Source organism: Pseudomonas mandelii, assembly GCF_900106065.1.
In the GTDB taxonomy this organism is placed as follows: Bacteria; Pseudomonadota; Gammaproteobacteria; order Pseudomonadales; family Pseudomonadaceae; genus Aquipseudomonas; species Aquipseudomonas mandelii.
This window is the reverse complement of sequence record NZ_LT629796.1, coordinates 5,811,598-5,837,765: the sequence shown is the minus strand read 5'-3', so window position 1 is coordinate 5,837,765 and position 26,168 is coordinate 5,811,598. Positions and strand designations below refer to the sequence as shown.

General features: G+C 58.0%; 19 protein-coding genes. 11 read left to right on the top strand and 8 right to left on the bottom strand.

Annotated features, from left to right (window positions below):
- Window positions 1-5: 5 nt before the first annotated feature.
- Both BLU63_RS27145 and BLU63_RS27140 read left to right on the top strand, forming a co-directional pair.
- On the top strand, window positions 6-3,188 hold the full coding sequence (locus BLU63_RS27145; protein WP_083376717.1) for an efflux RND transporter permease subunit: 3,183 nt from the start codon (window positions 6-8) through the stop codon (window positions 3,186-3,188).
- Window positions 3,185-4,606: an efflux transporter outer membrane subunit gene (locus tag BLU63_RS27140; RefSeq protein WP_010460436.1), complete on the top strand. Its 1,422-nt coding sequence runs from the start codon at window positions 3,185-3,187 to the stop codon at window positions 4,604-4,606. Before BLU63_RS27145 ends, BLU63_RS27140 begins: the two co-directional genes overlap by 4 nt.
- 140 nt (window positions 4,607-4,746) lie before the next feature.
- Here BLU63_RS27140 and BLU63_RS27135 read toward each other — a convergent pair whose 3' ends face one another.
- From BLU63_RS27135 to BLU63_RS27125, 3 genes are read right to left on the bottom strand one after another with little or no spacing between them, the layout of a single operon-like run.
- Window positions 4,747-5,712 carry an HlyD family efflux transporter periplasmic adaptor subunit gene (locus tag BLU63_RS27135; protein ID WP_083376716.1) on the bottom strand — a complete coding sequence of 322 codons (966 nt, stop codon included), beginning with the start codon at window positions 5,710-5,712 and terminating at the stop codon, window positions 4,747-4,749.
- Between the two features lie 4 nt (window positions 5,713-5,716).
- Entirely contained in the window at window positions 5,717-5,917 is a 201-nt protein-coding gene (locus tag BLU63_RS27130; protein WP_083376715.1) for a DUF1656 domain-containing protein, read from the bottom strand.
- Window positions 5,907-8,042, bottom strand: a complete 2,136-nt coding sequence (locus BLU63_RS27125; RefSeq protein ID WP_083376714.1) for an FUSC family protein — start codon at window positions 8,040-8,042, stop codon at window positions 5,907-5,909. Before BLU63_RS27125 ends, BLU63_RS27130 begins: the two co-directional genes overlap by 11 nt.
- 182 nt (window positions 8,043-8,224) lie before the next feature.
- Between BLU63_RS27125 and BLU63_RS27120 the strand changes: the two genes are divergently transcribed.
- The 3 genes from BLU63_RS27120 (at window position 8,225) to BLU63_RS27110 (ending at window position 12,576) form a co-directional block, all read left to right on the top strand.
- Window positions 8,225-9,280, top strand: coding sequence for a tetratricopeptide repeat protein (locus BLU63_RS27120; protein ID WP_083376713.1), 1,056 nt, complete (start codon window positions 8,225-8,227; stop codon window positions 9,278-9,280).
- A 126-nt stretch (window positions 9,281-9,406) separates the two neighbouring features.
- Entirely contained in the window at window positions 9,407-10,909 is a 1,503-nt protein-coding gene (locus BLU63_RS27115; RefSeq protein WP_010460440.1) for an ATPase domain-containing protein, read from the top strand.
- A 14-nt stretch (window positions 10,910-10,923) separates the two neighbouring features.
- A complete protein-coding gene (locus BLU63_RS27110; protein WP_186353662.1) occupies window positions 10,924-12,576 on the top strand; it encodes an ATP-binding protein in 1,653 nt (550 codons plus the stop codon).
- A 30-nt stretch (window positions 12,577-12,606) separates the two neighbouring features.
- On the opposite strand, the gene BLU63_RS27105 is transcribed toward BLU63_RS27110, so the two are convergent.
- The 5 genes from BLU63_RS27105 to BLU63_RS27085 all read right to left on the bottom strand — a co-directional run bounded on the left by BLU63_RS27105 (window position 12,607) and on the right by BLU63_RS27085 (window position 19,151).
- Entirely contained in the window at window positions 12,607-12,984 is a 378-nt protein-coding gene (locus tag BLU63_RS27105) for a response regulator (RefSeq protein WP_059405185.1), read from the bottom strand.
- 77 nt (window positions 12,985-13,061) lie between these two features.
- Window positions 13,062-14,243, bottom strand: coding sequence for a hybrid sensor histidine kinase/response regulator (locus BLU63_RS27100; RefSeq protein WP_010460446.1), 1,182 nt, complete (start codon window positions 14,241-14,243; stop codon window positions 13,062-13,064).
- A complete protein-coding gene (locus tag BLU63_RS27095; RefSeq protein ID WP_083376711.1) occupies window positions 14,237-14,830 on the bottom strand; it encodes a chemotaxis protein CheB in 594 nt (197 codons plus the stop codon). Before BLU63_RS27095 ends, BLU63_RS27100 begins: the two co-directional genes overlap by 7 nt.
- Window positions 14,827-15,660, bottom strand: coding sequence for a CheR family methyltransferase (locus BLU63_RS27090; RefSeq protein WP_010460449.1), 834 nt, complete (start codon window positions 15,658-15,660; stop codon window positions 14,827-14,829). The genes BLU63_RS27095 and BLU63_RS27090 overlap by 4 nt, the downstream gene beginning before the upstream one ends.
- A complete protein-coding gene (locus BLU63_RS27085; RefSeq protein ID WP_010460451.1) occupies window positions 15,660-19,151 on the bottom strand; it encodes a response regulator in 3,492 nt (1,163 codons plus the stop codon). Before BLU63_RS27085 ends, BLU63_RS27090 begins: the two co-directional genes overlap by 1 nt.
- 258 nt (window positions 19,152-19,409) lie before the next feature.
- Here BLU63_RS27085 and BLU63_RS27080 point away from each other — a divergent pair, with 258 nt between their 5' ends.
- The 6 genes from BLU63_RS27080 (at window position 19,410) to BLU63_RS27055 (ending at window position 26,087) form a co-directional block, all read left to right on the top strand.
- Window positions 19,410-19,769 carry a response regulator gene (locus tag BLU63_RS27080; protein WP_083376710.1) on the top strand — a complete coding sequence of 120 codons (360 nt, stop codon included), beginning with the start codon at window positions 19,410-19,412 and terminating at the stop codon, window positions 19,767-19,769.
- Window positions 19,770-20,110: 341 nt separating this feature from the next.
- Window positions 20,111-21,403, top strand: coding sequence for a glycosyltransferase (locus BLU63_RS27075; RefSeq protein ID WP_083376709.1), 1,293 nt, complete (start codon window positions 20,111-20,113; stop codon window positions 21,401-21,403).
- 148 nt (window positions 21,404-21,551) lie between these two features.
- Window positions 21,552-22,418 carry a PI-PLC domain-containing protein gene (locus BLU63_RS27070; RefSeq protein WP_083376708.1) on the top strand — a complete coding sequence of 289 codons (867 nt, stop codon included), beginning with the start codon at window positions 21,552-21,554 and terminating at the stop codon, window positions 22,416-22,418.
- 189 nt (window positions 22,419-22,607) lie between these two features.
- The gene (locus tag BLU63_RS27065) at window positions 22,608-23,495 is read left to right on the top strand and encodes a PI-PLC domain-containing protein (protein ID WP_083376707.1); all 888 of its coding nucleotides are present in this window, start codon (window positions 22,608-22,610) and stop codon (window positions 23,493-23,495) included.
- A gap of 81 nt (window positions 23,496-23,576) precedes the next feature.
- Window positions 23,577-24,482: an AraC family transcriptional regulator gene (locus tag BLU63_RS27060; RefSeq protein ID WP_077747836.1), complete on the top strand. Its 906-nt coding sequence runs from the start codon at window positions 23,577-23,579 to the stop codon at window positions 24,480-24,482.
- A 294-nt stretch (window positions 24,483-24,776) separates the two neighbouring features.
- Window positions 24,777-26,087 (top strand): ABC transporter substrate-binding protein, encoded by a 1,311-nt coding sequence (locus tag BLU63_RS27055; RefSeq protein WP_077747834.1) that lies wholly within the window; start codon window positions 24,777-24,779, stop codon window positions 26,085-26,087.
- The last annotated feature ends 81 nt before the right edge of the window (window positions 26,088-26,168 follow it).

Genomic DNA, 26,168 nt, shown 5'->3' with positions numbered 1-26,168 from the left:
CTCCGATGAATTTTTCCCAATTCTTCATTTCACGGCCGATCTTCGCAGCGGTGCTTTCGCTGCTGATCCTGATCGCCGGTGCCATCTCGCTGTTCCAGTTGCCGATCAGCGAATACCCGGAAGTCGTGCCACCGACCGTTGTGGTCCGTGCGAACTTCCCCGGCGCCAACCCAAAAGTCATCGGTGAAACCGTGGCCGCTCCCTTGGAGCAAGCCATTACCGGCGTCGAGAACATGCTGTACATGTCCTCGCAGTCCACCGCTGACGGCAAGATCACCCTGACCATCACCTTCGCACTGGGCACTGACCTGGACAATGCACAGGTGCAGGTTCAAAACCGCGTGACCCGGACCGAGCCGAAACTTCCAGAAGAAGTGACGCGCATCGGTATCACCGTCGACAAGGCGTCGCCCGACCTGACCATGGTTGTGCACTTGACCTCGCCGGACAAACGCTACGACATGCTCTACCTGTCCAACTACGCCTTGCTCAACATCAAGGATGAGCTGGCGCGCCTGGGCGGTGTCGGTGACGTGCAACTGTTCGGTATGGGCGACTACTCGCTGCGGGTCTGGCTCGATCCGAACAAGACCGCTTCGCGCAACCTGACTGCCACCGATGTGGTAACCGCGATTCGTGAACAGAACCGTCAAGTCGCTGCCGGTGCACTGGGTGCGCCCCCTGCGCCGAATGCCACTGCGTTCCAGCTGTCGGTCAACACTCAGGGCCGTCTGGTTTCTGAAGAAGAGTTCGAGAACATCATCATTCGCTCCGGCGACAACGGTGAAATCACGCGCCTGAAAGACATCGCTCGCGTTGAGCTGGGCTCCAGCCAATACGCATTGCGCTCGCTGCTGAACAACCAGCCTGCGGTGGCGATCCCGATCTTCCAGCGCCCTGGCTCCAACGCGATCGAGATCTCCAACGAAGTTCGCGACAAGATGGCCGAACTGAAGAACAACTTCCCGGAAGGCATGGACTTCAGCATCGTCTATGACCCGACGATCTTCGTGCGCGGCTCCATCGAGGCGGTGGTCCACACCCTCTTCGAAGCGCTGATCCTCGTGGTTCTGGTGGTGATCCTGTTCCTGCAAACCTGGCGTGCCTCGATCATTCCGTTGGTGGCGGTGCCGGTTTCGCTAATCGGTACGTTTGCGGTGATGCACCTGTTCGGCTTCTCGCTGAACGCCCTGTCACTGTTTGGCCTGGTATTGGCCATCGGTATCGTGGTGGACGACGCCATCGTGGTGGTGGAGAACGTGGAAAGGCACATCGAGCTGGGAGAAACGCCCGTAGAAGCCACCAAGAAAGCCATGCGTGAGGTGACCGGGCCGATCATCGCGACGGCGCTGGTGCTGTGTGCGGTATTTATCCCGGCGGCGTTCATTTCGGGACTCACCGGCCAGTTCTATAAACAGTTTGCCCTGACCATTGCCATCTCGACCGTGATCTCGGCGTTCAACTCGCTGACACTGTCCCCTGCCCTGGCTGCCGTGCTGCTCAAGAGCCACCATGCGCCGAAAGATCGCTTTACCAAAGTGCTTGATAAACTGTTGGGCGGCTGGCTTTTCCGTCCGTTCAACCGGTTCTTCGAGCGCGCCAGCCATGGTTATGTCGGCACCGTAGCCCGGGTTATCCGCAGCAGCGGTATTGCCCTGCTGTTGTACGCAGGCCTGATGGTGCTGACCTTCTTCGGTTTCGCCCACACCCCGACCGGCTTCGTACCCGGCCAGGACAAGCAATACCTGGTGGCCTTCGCGCAACTGCCGGACGCTTCGAGCCTTGACCGCACCGAAGACGTGATCAAACGCATGTCCGACCTGGCCCTGAAACAGCCTGGCGTGGAAAGTGCGGTAGCGTTCCCGGGCCTGTCGATCAACGGTTTCACCAACAGCCCGAATGCCGGCATCGTGTTCGTGACCCTGAAACCGTTCGACGAGCGCAAAGACCCGAGCATGTCGGCCGGTGCGATTGCCGGTGCATTGAACGGCCAGTTCGCCGGGATCCAGGAAGCCTACATGGCGATCTTCCCGCCGCCGCCGGTACAAGGCCTGGGCACCATCGGCGGTTTCCGCCTGCAGATCGAAGACCGGGGCAACCTGGGCTACGACGAGCTGTACAAAGAAACCATGAACATCATCACCAAGAGCCACAACGTGCCGGAACTGGCCGCGCTGTTCACCAGCTACACCGTGAACGTGCCGCAGGTCGATGCCGCCATCGACCGTGAAAAGGCCAAGACCCACGGCGTGGCTGTCAGCGACATCTTCGACACCCTGCAGATCTACCTGGGTTCGCTGTATGCCAACGACTTCAACCGCTTCGGTCGCACCTATCAGGTCAACGTCCAGGCTGAACAACAGTTCCGTCTCGAACCGGACCAGATCGGTCAGCTGAAAGTGCGTAACAACAAAGGCGAGATGATCCCGCTGGCGACCTTCATCAAGGTCAGCGACACCTCGGGCCCGGACCGCGTGATGCACTACAACGGTTTCATCACCGCTGAAATCAACGGTGCGGCAGCCCCAGGCTACAGCTCCGGCCAGGCTCAGGCAGCGATCGAGAAACTGCTCAAGGAAGAACTTCCAAACGGCATGACCTACGAGTGGACCGACCTGACCTACCAGCAGATTCTGTCCGGCAACACCGCGCTGTTCGTGTTCCCGCTCTGCGTATTGCTGGCGTTCCTGGTGCTCGCGGCCCAATACGAAAGCTGGAGCCTGCCACTGGCGGTGATCCTGATCGTACCGATGACCCTGCTGTCGGCCATCATCGGTGTGATTGCTTCGGGAGGCGACAACAACATCTTCACCCAGATCGGCTTGATCGTACTGGTGGGACTTGCGTGTAAGAACGCGATTCTGATCGTCGAGTTTGCCAAGGATAAACAGCAGGACGAAGGTCTCAGCCCGCTGGCTGCGGTCCTGGAAGCATGCCGTCTGCGTCTGCGTCCGATCTTGATGACTTCCTTCGCGTTCATCATGGGTGTTGTGCCTCTGGTCTTCTCCAGCGGTGCCGGTGCCGAAATGCGTCACGCCATGGGTGTGGCGGTGTTCTCCGGGATGCTCGGGGTGACCTTCTTCGGTCTGTTGCTGACACCGGTGTTCTACGTATTGATTCGTAACTTTGTGGAGCGCGGTGAAAAGCGCAAAGCGGCCAAGGCCCTGAAACTGGAGGCGCAACAATGAGCCTTAAAGCCTTCCTGCCGAGCCTTCTGGTACTGGCCTTGAGTGCCTGTGCCGTCGGCCCGGACTACAAGACACCCGCCACTGAGCCGGCCAACATCACCACTGCCACCGACGGCGCTGCCGGCCAGAAAAACTTCGACCGCTCGCGTTTCGAAGGCATCTGGTGGCAGCAGTTCGAAGACCCGACCCTCAACCAGTTGGTGACTCAATCGCTGCAAGGCAACCGTGATCTGCGCGTGGCCTTCGCCCGCTGGAAAGCGGCCCGGGCGATTCGCGATGACGTCAGCAATGACGCCATGCCCACCATCACCAGCCGCGCCAGCAGTGACTTGGGCAAGGGTCAGATCCCGGGCCAGACCACCAAACGGGTCAACAGCGAACGTTACGACCTCGGCCTGGACATGGCGTGGGAGATCGACCTGTTTGGGCGTATCCAGCGCAACCTCGAGTCCGCCGATGCCGAACAGCAGGCGCTCGAAGCCGATCTATACCAACTGCAAGTCACCATGATTGCCGAACTGGTGGATTCTTATGGCCAATTGCGCGGCGCACAGTTGCGCGAAAAGATTGCCCTGGCCAACCTGAACAACCAGCAGGAGTCGCGCAAGATCACCGAAAGCCTGCGTGATGCCGGCGTCGGCGATCAACTGGACGTCGAGCGTGCCGATGCACGCCTGGCCTCGGTCGAAGCCAGCGTGCCGCAGTTACAGGCCGAACAGGTTCGGCAGAAAAACCGTATTGCCACCCTGCTGGGCGAGCGTCCGGACAAGCTGACTGTCGACTTGAGTCCAAAAGACTTGCCGGCGATTGCCAAAGCATTGCCGATCGGTGACCCGGGGCAGTTGCTGCAACGTCGTCCGGACATCCTCAGCGCCGAGCGCAAACTGGCCTCCTCCACCGCCCGTATAGGCGTGGCCAAGGCTGATCTGTTCCCTCGGGTCAGCCTCAGCGGCTTCCTTGGTTTTACCGCCGGCCGTGGTTCGCAGATCGGTTCTGCGGCGGCCAATGCCTGGGCGCTCGGCCCGAGCATTACGTGGGCTGCGTTTGACCTGGGTAGCGTGCGAGCCCGTCTGCGCGGCGCCGATGCCGATGCCGAAGGCGCGCTGGCGACTTACGAACAGCAAGTGCTGCTGGCGCTGGAAGAATCGGAAAACGCATTCAGCGACTACGGTAAACGTCAGCAACGGCTGATCTCGCTGATTCGTCAAAGCGAAGCGAGCCGCGCCGCCGCAGACCTGGCGCAAATCCGCTACCGCGAAGGCACCGTGGACTTCCTCGTCCTGCTGGATGCCCAACGTGAGCGTCTGGCGGCTGAAGATACCCAGGCCTCGGCGGAAACCGATCTTTATCGCGGCATTGTCGCGATCTACAAAGCCCTTGGCGGTGGCTGGCAACCAGAGACGGTCGCCAGCAAGTAATTTTTAAAGAGCTCCTTTGGTTGGCCGCAACCAACCAAATTTTTAGCCCTGCGCCTCATTCGGTCGCGGGGCTTTTTTTTGTTCGTTCGAGAGGGCAACGGATATTACTGTGGGAGCGGGCTTGCCCACTCCCACAGAAATTAGCGGTGATTTTCAGTCCTGAGCGTTTCCAGAATGGTTACGGTGGCTGTGGTCCCGGCACGCAAGCGGTTTTTGGCGGCATAGTCGGCGTCAATCTGAATCCGCACCGGCACCCGTTGCGCAAGTTTGACCCAGGTGTAACTGGGGTTGATATTGGCCAGCAGACGATTGCCGGGCAGGTTTTCCCTGTCGGCAATTGCAAAGGCAATGCTTTGCACGGTGCCGCCGAACGATTCTCCGCTCATCAATTCAATCCTGACCCGATCTCCCTCCCCGATTCGCGGCAGCTTGGTTTCTTCGAAATAGCCGCTGACGTAAAAAGAGTCGCTGTCGACCAATGCCAGCAGTGCGCCCCCCGCTGTGGCGTAGTCACCCTGTCGGGTCAGCAGGTTGGTCACATAACCACTGACCGGGGCGATGACGCGGGTGCGTTGAAGGTCCAGTTCAGACTGAGTCAACGCCGCGACAGCCAATTGAACGTTAGCCCGCGCCAGCCCCAGATTGGCCTGGTTGCGCAGCAGTTCGGCCTGGGCCACCGCCACTTCGGTGCTGGATTTTTCCCATTCTTCCCCGGAAATCGCCAAACGCTGCTTGAGGGTGCGTCGTCGGCGTTCTTCGCTCTCACGCTGTTTGAGCTGCGCTTCGCTGGCGACGATGGTTGCTTCGGATTGACCAAGGGTGGCCTTGGAAACCTCAACGGAACGCTTGGCATGTTCTACCGCCAGTGTGTAGCGAGCCGGGTCGATCTCGAGCAGTAACTGGCCTTTTTCAACATGCTGGTTGTCCTGGACGCCAAGGCTGACGATGCGTCCCGATACATCCGCAGATAAAGTCACCACGTCGGCACGCACCCGTGCATCCCGGGTCCAGGGCGCGCGGGTGTAGTGTTCCCAGGCGAACCAGCCCAGCACAAAGGCGAGCAATACCACTGCAACAGTTGAGAGTCGGGAAAGGATTTTTTTCAAGGCATCAGGCTCCCATCACCAGGATCAGCATTGCGCACACGCAGGCGTACAACGCGCCCTCGAACAAGGCTTCGTGCCAGACGAAACGCAGCACGCCCAAGCGTCTCAACAACCAGTCCAGCAGCAGAAAAATCGGCAAGGCCAGCAGCAGGGCCTGGGCGATCGGCGGCAGGTAGACGCCACCTATTTCCAGATCAATGGGCAAGGGCCGGCACTCCTTCCGGTTCTTTGGCATCAAAGTATTGGCGATGTCGCTCCAGAAACGACACCACGATCAGCAGGGCCACGCGCATCCGAAACACCGACCACAGGTGTTCATGAACGACCAACTGCAAGTCGTCCATTTCATCACCCAAGGCGTGCAAGCGTCCGAGCAGCCGGTCAACATCAATTCGCGGGCGCCCGGCGATAAACCTGCCGGTCTCTCTGACCGAATCCTGCAAACGGTTTTGCTGCTCGGTCGTCAGCAACGTATTGCCTGGCCCCTGTTGCCTGAGCTGGTTTAACGCGACGCCCACCGCCATGCAACCGAGGCTGACTTCGAACAGCTCGCTGGACTGCTTGTCCTGGGTGGCCGGCAACAGGCCCAACATCATCGTCAGGCGATCAACCATGCGGCTTTCAAACGCGAATTGCTGCTCATCGGTGGCCGGCGTCTTCAGCAAGGTGTAGACCTGCTCGCAGTTTTCGTTGAACAGTCGCCGAATCCGCAAGGCGGGCCTGAATGGAAAGATCAACGCATAGACACTCAGTGCCAGCGAGGCGGCGCAGATATACGCGCCGGCAAACTCGAACCACTGGATGGCCGTGTTTTGGCCGACGCCCGCATTTTGCGGCCCCAGCAACAGCATGGTCGTCAGCCCAAGACCAATGCCTGTGCCGGTGGTTGGCGGACTGGACAGCCCCACCGCGACGGCGTACAGCAAGGGCGCTAACAACAAGGCGAGCAGCTCGAAGTCACTGATCATCGGAACCAGCAAGAACAGATAGAGCGCCGACACCACCAGTGCCAGCCCCAGTCCCCGGGCAAAACTCTGGGCGGCCAGCAACGGCCGGGGAAACGTCGCCATCAGCGAACAGAGAATCCCCACCACGATCATTCCTCCACGAGCCCCGTCCCAAGCGGTCTCGATCCAGATCAGACCGGCCACCATCAGCGCCGTAAAGGCGCGGATTGCGTTCATCGCCGCCAAGGTGAAGTCCAGATGCAGCGGGTTTTCCTGACCGCGGAACACGCAACTGGCTTCACGTCCATCCTGGATCGCGTCGCTCAGCTCCAGGATCTGCCCCAGTTGCTCCAGCATCCGCGCCTGCTCCCAGCGCAGCGCCCAGGCCAGAGAACGCAACGTGGCAGGCATCGTCTCGGTGAGTTGCTCGGCCTTATAGGCCTGGTCATCGAAACGCTGTTGCAACGCCGTGAAATGATGTCGTGCCTCAGCCGACAACGTGCGCCCCTTCGCGGCCAACTCATCGAGAAAGGCCAATTCTTCGGCGCGCAAAAGCTGGATCTCTTCAGGCAAGTCGCCTTTCCAGCGCGCGGCCAGCAGTTCGCGCTGGTGTCGCAGCGCCGTCAGTCGTGAGGTCAGCAGCACCAATTGATTACCCAGCAATTGCACCAGGCCGTTGGCACTGCGTAAACGGGGAGCATCGAAGTACAAATGCCGCCGCAAACCCTCAAGGGCGCTTATTTCCCCCAGCAATTGCATCTGCCTGCGGTGAAAAGCAGCCTCGCTTTCCTCGGTTCGGATGACTGCCGCAGCGTGCGTCGCGAGCAGCTTGATGACTTGATCGATCTTGGCGAAATAGCTCCGGGCTACGGCCTCCGGGCGTGCGGTCAGAAGGCTGACGACGCATACGCACGCTACCGCCAACAGCGTCTCGGTGACACGGGTGACGGCCAGCAAGAACGTGCCGTCCTGATCCGGCACCGCCAGCAACGCAACCACAACCGCAGTGTAACCGCTCAGGACAAAAGCCTGGGAACTGGTGTAGCGCAACAGGGTGCCACCCGCAGTACACAGTGCCAGCCACAAGCCCAGCGTAATAATGAAAGGAATCGGCGCCTGGGGAAAAATGGCCATGATCAACACCGCGACTGCCGCGCCCACAGTGGTGCCGATGACTTGGCCGAAACTGCGGGCCAGAGCCATGCCTCCCAATGGTTGGCTGACGATTACCACCGCCATGATTGACCACTTGGGCTGGTCGAGGTCGAACAGAAAGGCCAGGTACAGCGTCAGCAGCCCGGCCGCGATGGTTCTCAAGGCGAACAACAGCACCCCTTGCCCGGGGTTGATCATCGCCTTGAAGTACTGGAGCAGCGGTTGCATGGGAACACTCTTCGAGCCATCTCCAGCAAGCGTAGTCACTGCTTCAGGGCTTCGACGGGTTTCAATGTCGACGTGACTTGTAGGCAAAATCGCCAGCATCGGACTGAGTCAGGGTTTGACTCACACGCCCACCTGACCGAAGCTGACAGCTTTGCAAAAGCTGCCAGCCCCCGGATTCCTGCATGCTCCAGTCCCGCCGCTACTTGCTCATCAGCCTCTGTGTCCTGTTCGCCATCGCTCTTGCCTGGTTTTTCCTGCGCAGCACGACGCCCGTGGTGCCGGAAGCCATCAAGCGCGGCTATAGCGAAGCGTTGACCCAGGCACGTGCCGGGCAACCGGGGGCCGCACGGGTGCTCTACCAGCAGCTGGGTCGCCCTGACCTGTCGCCCAAGCGCCGTGTCTGGCTGCATGCCGAACTGCCGAACTACCCGAGCCCGCAAGCCTTGAAACTGGCGGATGCAGACCTGCAAAACCCGTCGGCCGACGTGCGCATCGCAGCCATCAAAAGCATTGGCGGACTGGTGCCCAGTGGGCAGCGCAGTTTGCTGATCGGACCATTACTCGACGACAGCGAACAAAGCGTCCGGTCTGCCGCGATCAACGCGCTGCTGGGTTTATCGCCGGATGACCTGGGCTTGTATTTCGGGCCGTTGCAGCAAGCCATCGATGCCTGGGAACGGGACCTGAAAAGTCTCCCGGAAAGCGCCGAAACCCAATACCAGCTGGCCCGTCTGCACTTGCACAATGCCGAACTGAAAGAAGCGCAGCAGGCGCTGGAACGCACGCTGCAACTGGAGCCGGGCAATCTGCCTGCGTTGGTGATGCAGATTGAAGTGCTGGATAAACAAGGCCAAAGCGACGCAGCCCGGCAATTGCTGGCGAAACAGTTGAAGGCTCAACCCGACTCTGCCTACCTGCAACATGCCTTGGGGCTTTGGTTGCTGCATCACGGGCAAAGTGAATTTGCCCTGCTTGGGCTGTCCAAAGCGGTCGAGATCGAGCCGAACAACAAGGATTACCGCTACGACCTGGCGACTACGTTGCACGGCGAGCAAGAGCTGGAAGCGGCGCAAAAACAGTTGCAGGAAATCGTCCAGCGCCATCCGGCGGATCGCAAGGCGCGGGTGCTGCTGATCAATTACTGGAAAGAAAGCGGGCAATTGCAGAACGTGCAGATCCTTCTGGCGCAGCTGGAACAACTCAATCCAGACGATCCGGCGTTGCAGCAGGGTTTATAACGCCACTGATATCACACCGGCAAAAAGGTTGAACCGTCGCCACGGCAAAAGGTCAAGTGATCAGGCAGTCCATTCAGGCACTTCAAGCCTGCTGCCTCGCTTCCCCTAGTCATGAGAGGGTTTTTTTTGTCTACATCTAACGAGTTGTTCAGTGCAAAAGCCGCCACCGGCATCGACGGTCTGGATGACATCCTGGCCGGTGGATTGTCCCGCGGCCATGTGTTTTTGCTGGAGGGTGAACCCGGAACCGGCAAAACCACCGTCGCTTTGCATTTCCTGTTGGCCGGCGCCCGTGCCGGCGAGCGCTCGTTGTACATCACGCTTTCAGAAACCGAGCGCGAACTGCGCCAAGGGGCGTTGTCCCACGGTTGGGAGCTGGATGAAAACATCCACATCTTCGAACTGACACCGCCAGAAAGCCTGCTCAATGCCGAACATCAGCAGAGTCTGCTGTACTCCTCGGACCTTGAACTGGGCGAAGCAACCAAACAGATTTTCGAAGTGGTCGAACGGGTCAAGCCGACCCGTGTGGTCCTCGACAGCCTTTCCGAAATCCGTTTGCTCGCCCAGAGTTCCCTGCGATATCGCCGGCAGATCCTGGCGATCAAGCACTACTTCGTGCGCTACGACGCGACCGTGCTGCTGCTCGATGACCTGACCACCGAATCCCTCGATAAAACCGTGCACAGCGTGGCGCACGGCGTGGTTCGTCTGGAAGAACTGACGCCCAACTACGGCGCCGAACGCCGGCGCATACGTGTCGTGAAGTATCGCGGTCAAAAGTACCGTGGCGGCTTCCATGACTTCACGATCATGGGCGACGGTGTGCACGTCTTCCCTCGCCTGGTCGCAGCTGAACACCGCGGCGGTTATATCCGCCAGCAGTTGACCAGCGGCATCAAGGAAATGGACGCCCTGCTCGGCGGTGGCATCGAGACCGGTTCCAGCACGCTGATTCTCGGCCCGGCCGGTACCGGCAAGTCGCTGATCTCGATGATCTTCGCCGCCGCGGCCGTCGCCCGGGGTGAGAAAGCCGCGCTGTTTATCTTCGATGAAGAGCTGGGACTGCTGTTCGAGCGCATGAAAAACATGGGCATCGACCTGCAGGCGCTGCAAGACACCGGCAACCTGCTGATCGAGCAAGTCGACGCCGCCGAACTGTCCCCCGGCGAGTTCTCGCACCGGGTTCGTCGTTGCGTCGATGAGCGCAACATCAAAACGGTGGTGATCGACAGCATCAACGGCTATCAGGCCGCAATGCCCGAGGAAAACGCGCTGGTGCTGCACATGCACGAGTTGCTGCTGTACCTCAATCGCCGAGGCGCCGCGACGTTCATGACCGTGGCCCAACATGGGCTGGTCGGGGACATGCAGGCCCCGGTCGACATTACTTATCTGGCTGACACGGTGATTCTGTTGCGCTACTTCGAAGCGGTAGGCAAGGTTCGCCGGGCCATTTCAATTATCAAGAAACGCACCGGCAGCCACGAATCGACCATTCGCGAATACCGCATCGGCAGCGCAGGCATGACCATCGGCGAGCCTTTGGATGCATTCCAGGGTGTATTGCGCGGCGTTCCAACCTATCTGGGTGCCAGCCAGCCACTGCTCAAGGATGATGAACGGTGAGCGTTGTCGAGGCGATGTCCGAGCGCGCGCTTATTCTCGCGCCGCTGGGACGTGACAGCCAGATTGCACTGATGATGCTTAACGAGGCGGGATTCGAAGGTCTTGTGACACGGGATCTGGTCACGCTGTGCAGCGAGCTGGCACAAGGTGCCGGCCTGTTGTTGATTTCTTCGGAAGCCTTGCTGGGTTGCGACCTCGAACCGCTGCTGGGCTTGATCGAGGAACAACCGGCCTGGTCAGACCTGCCGATCGTACTGTTGACCCACCACGGCGGGCCGGAACAAAACCCCGCGTCACGTCTCGGACCGCAATTGGGCAACGTGACCTTCCTCGAGCGCCCGTTTCATCCGGTCACATTGATCAGCCTGGTCACTACCGCATTGCGTGGGCGACGACGGCAGTATGAAGCCAGGGACCGGTTGATTGACCTGAGCCAAAGCGAACTGCGTCTGCAAAATACGCTGGAAACCCTCGAACAACAGGTCGAGGAACGTACCGCCCAACTGCGTCATAACGAAGAAGCCCTCAGACAGTCGCAGAAAATGGAGGCTGTCGGCCAACTCACCGGTGGTATCGCCCACGACTTCAACAACATGTTGACCGGCATCATCGGCAGCCTCGAGTTGCTACGTCGACGCCTGGCCCGAGGTCGCACCGATGACCTGGACGGCCTGATCGATCTGGGGGTGACCTCGGCCAATCGCGCGGCCGGTCTGACCCATCGTCTGCTGGCGTTTTCCCGACGCCAGTCGCTGGATTCAAAACCCGTGAATATGAATACCCTGGTGGTGTCCATGGGCGAACTCCTGCAGCGCAGCATCAACGAAAGCATTCAGCTGGACATGCAGTTGAGCGAGGACTTGTGGGTGGCCGAGGCCGATCCCAACCAGCTCGAAAGCGCCCTCCTCAACCTGGTGCTGAACGCCCGCGACGCCATGCCCGAAGGCGGGAAACTGGTGGTCAACACCTCGAATCAGCATCTGGACAAAGGTTTCACGCAGGTTCACAGCAACCTGCAACCGGGTGATTACGTCGTGCTGCGCGTGACCGACACTGGCTGCGGCATGCCGGAAGGCACCATCACCAGAGCCTTTGATCCGTTCTTCACGACCAAACCGATCGGCCAGGGCACCGGTTTGGGCTTGTCGATGATTTACGGTTTCAGCAAGCAATCCCACGGCCACGTCACCATCGAGAGTGAAGTGGGCAACGGTACGACGGTGAGCCTGTATCTTCCGCGCTACAACGGTGCGCTAGTCGAGGACACGCTGATCGACATCGCACACGCGCCTCATGCTCAGGACGGAGAAACCGTGCTGATCGTTGAGGATGATCCGGCGGTACGGGTGTTGGTCAGCGCGGTACTGAGTGAGTTGGGCTACGCCTTCGTCGAAGCAGGCGATGCCGACAGCGCGGTGCCGATTCTCGATTCCGGCCAGCGTATCGATTTGTTGATCAGCGATGTGGGATTGCCAGGGATGAATGGCCGGCAACTGGCGGAAATCGGTCGGCAGTACCGGCCTGATCTGAAAGTATTGTTCATTACCGGTTATGCCGAACACGCGGCAGTGCGCGGTGGATTCCTTGACCCGGGCATGCAGATGATCACTAAGCCGTTCACCTTCGACCTGTTGACGGCCAAGGTGCGGGAGATGATCCGAATCTGAAAGCCCCCATGACGGGGGCTTCGGGGCTATTTACGACAGCATTTCCTGCATCAGCTCTTGCAACACGTCCAGATCGAACGGCTTGCCGAGGATCGGCGCCTTGCGCGTGATCGGGCTGTCGGTCTCGCGGATCTCCTGCGGATAACCGCTGATAAATATCACTTTGAGCTCTGGTCGCAGCTTTACGGCAGGCTCGGCGATCTGCACGCCGGAGATGCCGCCAGGCAGGCGAAAATCAGTGATCATCATGTCCAGGTGCGGCTTGCTCGCCAATATTTCGAAGGCCTGCTCGCCGTTTTCGGCCTGCAGCACCCGGTAACCCTCACCCGACAAGTAAGCGGACAATACCATCAGAATCGAGGGGTCATCCTCGACAATGAGTACTACATCTTGTGCATCTTCACTCATGGGAAGCCTTTGTTCGGTCAATAGCTGCTGATACGACCATGGGGTCGATCAGAGGTTGCGTTTATCCGGCTGTTTTCCTACAACGGCAGACAAACGCGAAATAAGGCGCCCTCGTTGATCTTGCTCTCGACGGCGATGGAGCCGCCATGGGCGGCGACGATCTGCTCGGAAATAAACAGCCCCAGTCCCAGCCCCGCGACCACGGTTTTGGCTGACACCCGTTCGAACTGTTGAAAAATGCGCTTCTGGTTTTCTTCACTGATACCGATCCCGCGGTCCTGCACTTCGACCCGTGCCTGACCCTCGTGACTGTAGACCCTGACATCAATCAGGCTCTTGCCACCATAACGCAAGGCGTTGGTCAGCAGATTTGAAATCACTTGTTCGATACGAAATTCGTCCCAGTTGCCGACCACTGGCTGCTCGGCGGTAAACGCAACGGAACACTCGGCGGCGTCAACTTGCGGCGCGAAGTTTTGCAGCAGGTTGCTGACCAACTGCACGAGGTCAAATCTGGTCGAGCGGATCGACAACTTGCCGGTGCGGATGCGTGACACATCCAACATGTCTTCAATGAGACGGATCAGGCTTTTGATCTGCCGCTCGTCACGGTCGACCATGGCGTGCATCTTGTCGAGGGTGAACGCCGACGCGTTGTCCCGGGCCAGGTGCATCTTGCGCAGCTGGGTTTCGAGGATCAGGCCATTGAGCGGCGTGCGGACTTCGTGGGCGACGATCGACATGAAGTCATCGCGCATGCGCACCGCTTGCTCCAGTTCATTCTGGGTGGTCTGCAACTGCTTGAGCAGCGCTTCCTGCTCGCGGCGAGCCTGCTCCAGCTCTTCAACCTGTTGCTTCATCGCCTTGCTTTGGCGGTAGAGGTCGACGAAGACGTTGACCTTGCTTTTGACGGCGTGAATATCCAGTGGCTTGTGCAGGAAGTCCACGGCCCCGCTTTCGTAACCCTTGAACGCGTAGTTCAGCTCGCGGCCCGCGGCACTGACAAACACAATCGGGATGTTCTTGGTCTTCTCTGTACCGCGCATCAACTCGGCCAGTTCAAAGCCGTTCATGCCCGGCATCTGTACGTCGAGAATGGCCATGGCGAATTCGTGTTGCAGCAGCAACGACAAGGCTTCGTCGGCGGACAAGGCTTTGTAGACCATGCGGTCTTCACGCTTGATCAGCGCCTCAAGTGCCAGCAGGTTCTCCGGCAGATCGTCGACAATCAGCAATTTGGCTTGGATGTTACTTAGCATGCTATTCGTTCCAGCTCGACAAGCAGACGGCCGATGCCGCGTATTGGGAGAATGTGGTCAGGGCAGTGCAAATCCAGCGCCGCCCTAGGCATGGTCGCGACCTGGGCTTCGTCCGGGTCCTGCACGATGGTCAGGCCGCCACGACGTTTGACCCGCGCCAATCCGTGTGCGCCATCACGGTTCGCGCCAGTCAGCAGCACGGCCGCCAGGCCTGGGCCATAGACATCGGCCGCCGACTCGAACAGAAAATCAATGGAAGGCCGCGAGTAATGCACGCGATCCTCAAGGCTCAGGGAAAAACTGCGGTCCTGCTCCACTGACAAGTGATAGCCCGGAGTGGCGAAATACAACGTTCCGGCTGCCACATCAATTTTGTCGCCAGCTTCCTGGACAGGCATGGAGACCCGGCGGGCAAAGACTTCGGCCAGTTGGCTGCGGCGCTCGTCGGGCAGGTGCAGGACTACGATGATCGGCAGCATGAAACCTTTACGCAACGGACTGAGAATGTTGAGCAATGCCTCCACCCCACCGGCCGAAGCGCCGATCACGATAGCTTCTATCGAAGGCAAATCCGCTGCATTGTTCATGATTTACGGTAAATCCGTTCTTGTTTGACCAAGGGCGAAAACTGGTTGCCGAAGGCGGAAAAATCCGGGGTTTCCTTACTGCCCAGCACCAGGAATCCCCGGTGACAAAGGGATTCATGGAACAAACCGAACGCGCGATCCTGAAGCTTTTTGTTGAAATAAATCAAAACATTACGGCACGAAATCAATTGCGTTTCTGAAAAGACACTGTCCGTCGCCAGGCTGTGATCGGCGAACGTCACGTTCTCACACAACGTCTTGTCGAAAATCGCGTAACCATACGCCGCCGTGTAGTAGTCGGCGAACGAACGCTGGCCACCGGCCTGCTGGTAGTTGTGAGTGTAGGCGCGGACATTCTCCATGGAGAAAATCCCCTGTTTGGCCTTCTCCAGCGAGCGCGGATTGATATCGGTGGCGTAGATGATCGTGCGATCGAGCAAGCCTTCTTCGCGCAGCAGAATCGCCATCGAATAGACTTCTTCACCCGTGCTGCAACCGGCGATCCAGATCTTGATCGACGGATAGGTCTTGAGCAGTGGCACGACTTCCTTGCGAATCGCGAGGAAATGCGAAGGATCGCGAAACATTTCACTGACCGGGATCGTCAGCAATTGCAGCAACTGCATGAACGCGGTCGGATCGTGCAGCACCTTTTCTTGCAGGGCCGAAATGGTATTGCACTCGAATTGCGCCAACGCATGATTGACCCGGCGCTTGATCGAAGCGCCGGAATAATCGCGAAAGTCGTAGCTGTACTTGAGGTAGATCGCCTCGATCAACAACCGCAATTCGATCTCGCTGTTTCGCGCCACTGTTTCAATGCGTTCCACTAAATGCGTTCCATCTTCGGTAACCACACGCGAATCAGCGAAAACAGGCGATCCAGGTCAATGGGCTTGGCCAGGTAATCGTTGGAGCCGGCTTGCAGGCAGCGCTCCTGATCGTCCTTCATGGCCTTGGCCGTCACCGCAATGATGGGCAGCTTGCGCCAGCGCGGGTCCTTGCGGATCTCGATGGTGGCTTCGAAACCATCCATCTCCGGCATCATCACGTCCATCAACACCAGATCGATGTCCTCGACTTCATTCAGTTTTTCAATCGCCTCACGACCGTTCCGGCCGATGACCACGACTGCACCCTTTTGCTCCAAAGCGCTGGTCAGGGCGAAGATGTTGCGTACATCGTCGTCCACCAGCAGCACTTTGCGGCCCTCGAAGACTTTGTCGCGGCTGCGCGCGGTCTTGAGCATCCGTTGGCGTTCATGGGACAACCTGGATTCGACTTTGTGCAAAAAGAGTGTGACCTCATCCAGCAAACGCTCGGGTGAGCGAGCGCCTTTGATGATGATCGAGCGCGAGTACTTGCGCAGGTCAGCCTCTTCGTCCCGGGTCAGGTTGCGTCCGGTGTAAACGATGACCGGCGGGAACGAGCAGATATCTTCGGTGGACATGCGCTTGAGCAGATCGTTGCCGAGCATGTCCGGCAGCTTCAGGTCGATGATCATGCAATCGAAAATGGTCGTGCGCAGCAGGTCGAGCGCTTCCTGGGCGAAGCCGACGGCGGTGATTTCAATGTCCTCGTCGCCGATCAGGCGAGCAATGCTGTCGCGTTGCAAATCATCGTCTTCGACCAGCAGCACCCGTTTGACCTTCTGGGTCAGCTTGGCCTCGAGGCGGGCAAACACGTCCTTGAGTTCTTCGCGAGTGGTCGGCTTGACCGCATAACCGATCGCGCCCATGTGCATGGCCGCCTCGACCCGATCTTCCACCGAAATCACATGCACCGGAATGTGGCGGGTTTCGGCATGTTCTTTCAGACGCTGCAATACGGTCAGCCCGGAATGGTCCGGCAGGCGCATGTCCAGCAAAATGGCGTCGGGAATGAACTCCTTGGCCAGGTCGTAGCCTTCATCGGCCCCGTGAGCGACCAGGCACTGGTAACCCAGTTCGTGGGCCAGATCGTAGAGAATGTTTGCAAAATTCGGCTCATCTTCCACCACCAGGATGCAACGGGTGGTGAATGGCGCCTTGCTGCGGTCATCATCGAAACGTGGAATGTCGACTTCGGCAATCAGCGGCACCAGCGCGGGCGTTGTCACCCTAGGTTTTGCGGCGACCGGGGTAGCCTGCATCGGCGCGAGGGGCGCATCACCCGGTTCTACGTATTGCTGCGGCAGCACGAGGGTGAACACACTGCCCTGCCCCGGCTCGCTGGTGACGCTGATCGAACCGCCCAGCAACGCCGCCAGATCGCGGGAAATCGACAGGCCTAGCCCCGTGCCGCCATAACGGCGATTGGTGGTGCCGTCGGCCTGGCGGAAGGCTTCGAAAATGCTGTCCTGCTGGTCGGCGGCGATGCCGATCCCGGAATCGCGGACGATAAAGGCGATGCCGTCGTTCGGCTGGGACGCCACCGTGAGGCTGACGATGCCTTTTTCGGTAAATTTCACCGCGTTCGACAGCAGATTCTTAACGACTTGCTCCAGACGCTGGCGGTCGGTGAACAGCATCATCGGCGAACCGGGCTGCACGTCGACCTCGAACTCCAGCTTCTTGTCAGCGGCCATCGGCTCGAACATTCCGCGCAGTCCGTCCACCAGACGCGCAACGCTGGTGTTCTCGGGGCGCATTTCCAGCTTGCCGGCCTCGACCTTGGAAATATCGAGAATGTCATTGATCAGATTGAGCAAGTCATTGCCGGCGGAGTAGATCGACTCGGCGAACTTCACCTGCTCGGCGCTGAGATTTTCCTGAGGGTTTTCCGCCAGCAACTTGGCCAGGATCAGCGAACTGTTCAACGGCGTGCGCAGTTCGTGGGACATGTTGGCGAGGAACTCGGACTTGTACTTGCTCGATCGCTGCAATTCTTCGGCGCGCTCTTCAAGCTGGGCCTGGGCCTGGTTGAGCTCGGTGTTCTTCAAGTCCATCGCATCACGCTGATCGGCCAGAATCTGTGCCTGATCGGCGAGTTGTTCGTTGGTCTGCTCCAACTCGACTTGCTGGGTTTCCAGGTGAGCCTGGGACTCCTTGAGAATCCGCGATTGCTCTTCGAGCTCTTCGTTGGCGGTCTTGAGTTCTTCTTGCTGAACTTGCAGCTCTTCGTTGAGCTGCTGGGTTTCTGCCAGCACTTCCTGCAAACGCTGACGGTAGCGAGCGGCCTCGATTGACGTGCCGATGTTGCCGGCGATCAGCTCGAGCAATTCGACGTCGCGGTCGTCCAAGGGGCGCAGGAAACCCAACTCGATCACGCCATTGACCCGATCATCGTCGCTGGTGGGCACCACGAGCACGCTACGCGGCAGGCCTTCGCCCAGACCGGAGCTGACTTTGAAATAGTCGCTTGGCACGTCATCGAGACGGATCAGGCGAGCCTGTTGCGCCACCTGGCCGGCAATCCCTTCATCGCTGTAGATCTGCTGGTCGCGCTCTTCCTGCTCGCGAGAAAAACCGTAGGACGCTATTCGTCTGAGGCCGCCATGTTCTTCGCGCACATAAATAGCAGCGACCGCAGTGCCCAGATATTGCGCGCAGAACTGCAGGATGTTGCGCCCCAACAGATTCAGGGACAGTTGCCCCAACACCTGCTCGGCCAGTTCGGTCTGGCCATTGCGCAGCCACGCTTGCTGTTCCAGGCGCCGGGCGCTGGCCTGTTGTGCGGCGAGGTTGGCGCTATAGCTTTGGGACAGGTTGAGCAAATCGCGACGACCGATATAGGCCAGCAAACCGCTGATGCCGAGGATGAACAGCAGGTAAAGGGAGATGCTCCAGATCGTGGTGCGGCGCACTTCCTCGTTGCGCGTGGTGCGCAACTGCTGCTCCATGTCGATCACGTCTTCGAATTGCTTGCGGATTTCGTCGGTCAGCCGTTTGCCCTGCCCAGCTTTGACAGCACCGCGATAATCACCGTTGGTGCGCTGTAACTCGATCATGGATTGCGCATAGTTGGCCCACTCAACCTGCAAGGCCTGGAGTCGGCGCAGACGATCGGTCTGAACCGGATTGTCGGCCGTGAGCTCGAGCAAAGTATTGAGCGCGACCGCGATTCTCGGCTTGGCCGTTTCGTAAGGGTCGAGAAAATGCTCATCGCCGCTGAGCAGAAAGCCGCGCATCCCCGTTTCCAGATCAACGGTCAGTTTCACCGCCTCATTGGCGTTATTGATCACCCGGTCGGTGTGCTCGACCCACTGGATTACCGACAGCAGGTAAGTGATCAGCGAGACAAAGAACACCGCGCTGAGCACACCAACGCCCAACGGCAGACTGATGTTGCGGCTCAGGAGTTTACGGAATCGTTGCTCATCAACCGAAGACGCAGGGGTCATGGGGAGGCCTTGTCGAACTGTTCAAAACCAGGGAGTTTGCCCCAAAACGGGCACATTGATCCAACTTTCTGCGGCCGATCCGGGCAAATACCCGCATTTAGCTGCGATCGATCTAAGGAGCGGTTATCCTGCCGTCTCTTGTACAGCTATTCTTTTTTGCACAACGCCGGGAACTTGTCGGGATCTGCCACTTACTCATGATAGAGCCCGGCGATTTCGATCGACCTGCGACCCTGAATTTACCTTGAGAGCCCTCTTATGTCCTCCACCCCGTCCACCATCCTGGTAGTAGAAGACGATGACATCGTGCGCATGCTGATCGTCGATGTACTGGAGGAACTGGACTACAAGGTCCTTGAGGCCGATGGCAGCAAAAAGGCGCTGGAGTTTCTAAACGATGAGGACCAGCACATCGATTTGATGATGACCGATGTGGGTTTGCCGGATATGGATGGCAGAGAACTGGCGAAACAGGCGCGGATGCTGCGTCATGAATTGCCGATCCTGTTCGCCAGCGGTTATGCCGAGAGCATCGAGCTCCCTGAGGGCATGCAGGTGATTGGAAAGCCGTTTTCGATTGATCAGTTGCGCGACAAGGTCAAAGGCATGCTTGCTTAATCATTCATTACATTTTCTTAGGCGCACTTTTTCCAAAAAATGGTTTGCCGTATCAACGGCAAACCTTAGCTGCCTATAAATGATCCTGCTGCACTTGAGCAAACAATGCGCCTTCCCTGTTTATTGAAACAATCCATCACACTAACAACCTTGCTACCGGACCTGTGCGGATAAACCTGAGCACGTTTTCCATAGCCTTAGCCTACCCAACACCGGGTGCACAGGCCGCCCTGGATGGCAGAACATTCCATCGACGTCGTGATCCCTTGCGGCCAGATATGGTTAAATCCCGCGCCTCTCGCGTCACTCAGCCCTCATCCCGAGTCAAGGAAATACCGTTCATGAATCAGCCCCGCGCAACCAAAGTCCTCGTCATTGGTTACGTCTGGCCCGAGCCCCGCTCTTCGGCCGCCAGTGGGCATGTGATGCAGATTCTGGATACGTTTCTGAAACAAGGCTGGGATATTACCTTCAGCAGTCCGGCCGGTACCGGTGAACATCGCGCGGATCTGACGGCGCTAGGCATTCGCGAAGTCCCGATCGAATTGAACAACAGCAGTTTCGACGACTTCGTCAGCCAACTGGCCCCGGATATCGTGCTGTTTGATCAGTTTATGATGGAAGAGCAATTCGGCTGGCGTGTCGAGAAACACTGCCCCGCCGCCTTGCGAGTGCTTGAAACTTCGGATCTGCAAAGCCTGCGGCACGCCCGACATCAGCGTCTCAAGGATCGCTTGAAGACCAGCGACGATAACAATGATTTCACTGACCTGTTCGCACCGGCATTGCGCGAAGAGTTTGACTTGATGGCCGATACCGATCTGGCCAAACGGGAAATGGCCGCGCTGTATCGTTGCGATTTGAACCTGATGATCTCTGAAGTGGAAATCGAGTTGCTGGTCGAGCAGTTCAAGATGCCGCGCAATTTGCTGCACTGGTGCCCGTTGATGGTCGAACCGCCGAGCGTGCCGGCGGCTGCCTTTGAAGATCGGGCGCACTTTCTCAGCATCGGTAACTTTCGACATGCGCCGAACTGGGATGCGGTGCTCTGGATGAAAACGGCGATCTGGCCGTTGATCCGCGAACAACTACCCGGCGCCCAACTGCACATCTATGGCGCTTACACGCCGCCCAAGGCCACTGCGCTGCATAACGCGGCCCAAGGGTTCCATGTCATGAACTGGGCGGAAGACGCCTTGCAAGTGATGTCGGCGGCGCGCGTGTGCCTGGCACCGCTGCGTTTCGGCGCGGGCATCAAGGGCAAGATCATCGACGCCATGCTGTGTGGCACGCCTACAGTCACAACGCCTATCGGCGCAGAAGCAATGCACGGCCAGCATCCCTGGCCTGGCGCCGTGGCCCGGACGGCACGGGAGTTCGCCGATGATGCGGTGCGGTTGTACAAGGATGAAGCACTCTGGACGGACGCCCAATCCAGAGGGCAGGTGTTGCTGGCCAATCGTTATAAACAAACCGAACATGGCCCGGCACTTATCGAAAAGTTAATAGACTGCCAACAACGTCTCGCCCAACTTAGAACGGATAACTTTACCGGCAGCATGTTGCGTCATCACCACCATAAAAGTACGCAGTATATGGCGCAATGGATTGAAGCAAAAAATCGCACTTACTAACTATCGACACTATCGTTACACACTTTGCATCGTCACGCTTATTGACCCCTTCCACACCCCATCTTATAAATAACTCGCCGGATTAGACTCAGACAAACTTATCCGGCGGCATTTATCTAACTTACCACTTGATGCAAGGATGCATTAAATGACTACCATTGTTCAAAACAACCTGACACTTAACAACTGGATGGCCAGCACGCCGGCCATTGACACGTTGTCACTCTGCGAATTGACCCTGCCGGGCACCCATAACGCTGGCAGCGACTGGAAAGCCTCTTGGCCGCTTATTCCAGGCGCCCACTGGCTGGCTTGTCAGCACCAATCGTTTTACTCGCAACTGTGCAAAGGCTCTCGAGCGTTGGATATCAGACTCGTATTTGACGCCAAGGAACCTGGGCTTGGAAAATTCCGAATGCATCACAACGGCTACCGCAACAATCGTACCTTGGGGAACTTGTTTACCGACCTGAGGCAGTTTCTTGACGAGAACCCCGATGAATTCATTGTCCTGGACTTCCACGAACTAAAAGGGGATGCGTTTGACTTCACTTTTTTCAACAACATGATGATCCATCTCATGGGGCACCAGATAATTCCCACTCGAAACCGTTCTCTGAGCCTGCATCAACTCAAGCAAATCAGTTCTGAGCAAAGGCTCTTGGTCGCGGCCCCTGGGCATTGGCAGCTTGATCGAAACGTGTTCCTTGAACAGATTGAACACCAATGGTCTGGCAGCGGCATCACAAGCGCCGCCGATCTGCAGAAGCACATTACGAGCGTCCTGACCTACCCGCCAGGCACATGGGCACCATGGTCGCTCTCGGCAGCGAGTTACAGCGCCCTCGGTGGCCCCGTGGATATTCATGATGAACTCAATGCCTGGTTCGACCCGGAAAAAAGTGATTGGGCGGCAAAGTGCAACATCATCAATGTTGACTTCATTGAGGAGTCGCAAATTGTTTCCTACTGCCGAACCGCAAACGTGTATAAAGCCGCCAAACGAGCCAACTAATCGGCGTGCCATTAAACGGCTTTCTATGTGTAACTGTTTCCATGGCTGGAAATCCTCTTACTCACTTCTATGCTGGGTCATGAAAGCCTTTCTGCGCAGGGCGATCAACACAGGTGTGGCGTGCAGCCAACTCTGATACATGAACTTCGTCGCCCCATGGAGGGGGCGCGTCAACGACAAGGAACTGTCATGACCCAAAACACAGCGGGCACGTTAGACAAACAAAAGTGGATGAGTAACGTCCTGGATATCCATCGATTAAAACTGACCGATATCGTCTGGCCGGGCGCCCATAACGCCGGCATGGATAAACAGGCACCCAATTATGATGTGGTTATCGGCAACTGGACGACGTGTCAAAACGGTTCATTTGCCTGGCAACTGTCCAACGGTGCCCGGGCCTTTGATATCCGCCTGGGTTACACCGAGGGCGCGGACCAGTCGATTTTCTATTTTCACCACAACGGATACCAGTCCCATCGGGTCCTCGATGAACTGATGACAGACGTGTCAGCGTTCCTTGACCGCAATCCCGATGAGTTCATCGTGCTGGATTTCCACCAACTCGCGGATGGGTCCAAACCCTTTGATTATCAGAAACTCAACGATCTTCTGGTGAGTCGACTCGGGCAGCGAGTGATCCCCCCCGGCGACGCTGAAAAAACCATCGGCGAACTGAAGCGGATCAGTTCTCGCCGCCGGGTGGTGTTGGCGGCGCATGGACGGCGGGAACTGGATGAGGATTACTTCTGGCCGCGCATCCCACACAAGTGGATAAACAAACGGTTTACCGATACCGAGGATCTGCAAAACCATGTTTCCAGCGCACTCGAAGACGCGCCGTACGAAACGTTTCTATGGTCGTTATCAGCCACCAGCTACGCGTTTCTGGGAGGGCCTCAAGACATCAAAATCCAGATCAATGACTGGTTCAATCCCACCCGCGACTGGGTCACACGCTGCAGCATCATCAATACCGACTTTTTCGACGAATCAGAGATCGTTCGTTATTGCTGGACGGCCAACAGCATGAAAGCGGTTTACGGCCATGCTTTGCATGAGCGGACTCCGGGCTGACACACGGAACGTTGCACACTGGCATTAGGGGCCTGGAAAGAGGCATGATCAGGGCGCAATGATAATAAAAAGCGCCCTGACATGACCCGAACCGCAAGAGTCACCGATCCTTCCTACGAACTGATGGACGACCACAACGGGTTGTCGATCATCTATCGCCAGCATGGATTTCCCTGCCCGTTGGTGCGGTGGCATTTCCACAAGGAATACGAGCTGCACCTGATCGTCGCCAGTTCCGGCAAGGTGTTCATCGGCGATTACATTGGCAACTTCTACCCGGAAACCCTGTTCTTGACCGGCCCGAATCTGCCTCACAACTGGATCAGCCAGGTGGCCGAAGACGAGGTAGTGCCCAAGCGCGACATGCTGGTCAACTTCACGGATGAATTGTTCGAGAGCGGTCATCAGGTATTCGCAGAACTGAAGACCCTTGCGCCACTGCTGGAGCGCGCGCAGTACGGCATCGAATTTCGTTGCAAGCGCACCATCCGCCAGGCCATGACGTTGATGCAACGCATCGCTGACACTAAAGGCGTCACCCGGCTCGGGCACTTTTTCATACTGCTGGAGCTGCTCGCGGCTTCTGACGATTTTCAGTTGCTGTCGGGTGCCACCACGCCGCAACTGGCGGATGAACACAATATCGATCGCACCAACCGGGCGGTGGATTACATTTTTGCGCATTACGCCCGGGACCTGCCGCTCGAGGAAGTCGCCGAGCATTTAGGCATGAAGCCAACGTATTTCAGCCGGGTGTTCAAGCAAGCCACCGGGCGCTGCTTCATCGAGTTCGTCAATCGCCTGCGCATCAGCAAATCCTGCGAGTTGCTGGCCGATGGCGACAAACCGGTGACCGATGTGTGTTTCGAATCGGGTTTCAACAATATTTCCAACTTCAATCGGCGGTTCCAACAGCTCAAGGGCATGACGCCCTCGCATTACCGGCGGCTGGCGGTACAGCGGCTGACCGAACAGAATCTGGCGTGAACGTCTTGGTCATAGGGCGTTCTGGGCCATACGCCATACCTGTAGGCGCGAGGCTTGCCCGCGAAAGGGCCGGAAAACCTGTACAAAATCGATGACTGTTCACCTCTGTGAAGCCTGTCCTTGTATCTCCCCCCATTAATCCCAGTGCAAAAAAGTATCGATTCAAGTGCGACGGATGATTTGTCACATCCTCAATTGAAGGCTGTAATCAGTGCACATTCTTCCTGCCCTCGGAAGACACAAAAACAATAACTGTCCTTCTGTCCCCCATCGGGTGCAGAAAAGGAGTGCACGATGCAACCTTCTGTAAAAGCTCTGCTTGCCCTCACCTGCATGACCCTCAGCAGCGTCAGTCTTGGCGCTCAGACGCTGACCATCGCCACCGTCAACAACAGCGACATGATCCGCATGCAAAAGCTCTCGAAAACCTTCGAGGCCGAGCATCCGGACATCAAGCTCAATTGGGTGGTGTTGGAAGAAAACGTCCTGCGCCAACGCCTGACCACTGACATCGCCACCCAGGGCGGGCAGTTCGACGTGCTGACCATTGGCATGTACGAAGCCGCACTCTGGGGCGCCAAGGGCTGGCTTGAGCCGATGAAGGATCTGCCGGCCACCTACGCCCTCGACGATGTGTTCCCTTCGGTGCGTGAAGGCCTTTCGGTCAAGGGCTCGCTCTACGCCCTGCCGTTTTACGCGGAAAGCTCCATCACCTATTACCGCACCGACCTGTTCAAGGACGCCGGGCTGACCATGCCCGAGCGCCCGACCTGGACCCAGATCGGCGAATTCGCCAGCAAGCTCACCAATAAAGACAAAGAACAGTACGGCATCTGCCTGCGTGGCAAGGCCGGTTGGGGCGAGAACATGGCGCTGATCACCACCGTCGCCAATGCCTATGGGGCACGCTGGTTTGATGAGCAGTGGAAGCCGGAATTCACTGGTCCTGAGTGGAAAAACGCCTTGAATTTCTACGTCGACACCATGAAGAAATCCGGCCCGCCGGGTGCCTCCAGTAACGGCTTCAACGAAAACCTTGCGTTGTTCAACAGCGGCAAGTGCGCGATCTGGGTAGACGCCAGCGTTGCCGGTTCCTTCGTCACCGACAAAACCCAAAGCAAGGTCAGCGAGCACGTTGGCTTTACTTATGCGCCGCATGAGACCACCGACAAAGGTTCAGCCTGGTTGTATTCCTGGGCGCTGGCGATCCCGACCAGTTCCAAGGCCAAGGACGCGGCGAAAACCTTCAGTGCCTGGGCTACCTCCAAGGAATACGGCGCATTGGTTGCCGAAAAAGACGGTATCGCCAACGTGCCGCCCGGCACTCGGGCCTCGACCTACAGCGAGGCTTACATGAGCGCCGCACCGTTTGCCAAGGTCACGCTGGAATCGCTGAAAGCGGCGGACCCGAGCAAACCGACCCTCAAAACGGTGCCTTACATCGGCATCCAGTTGGTGACTATCCCTGAATTCCAGGCGGTGGGCACCCAGGTCGGCAAGTTGTTCTCGGCGGCGCTGATTGGCCAGACCACTGTCGACCAGGCACTGACGGCGGCCCAGCAAACCACCGAACGTGAGATGAAACGCGCCGGTTATCCCAAATAACCCCTAGCCATCCAAATTGTGGCGAGGGCGCTTGCTCCCGCTGGGCTGCCTAGCGGCCCCAAATCCGGGAAACGCGATTCA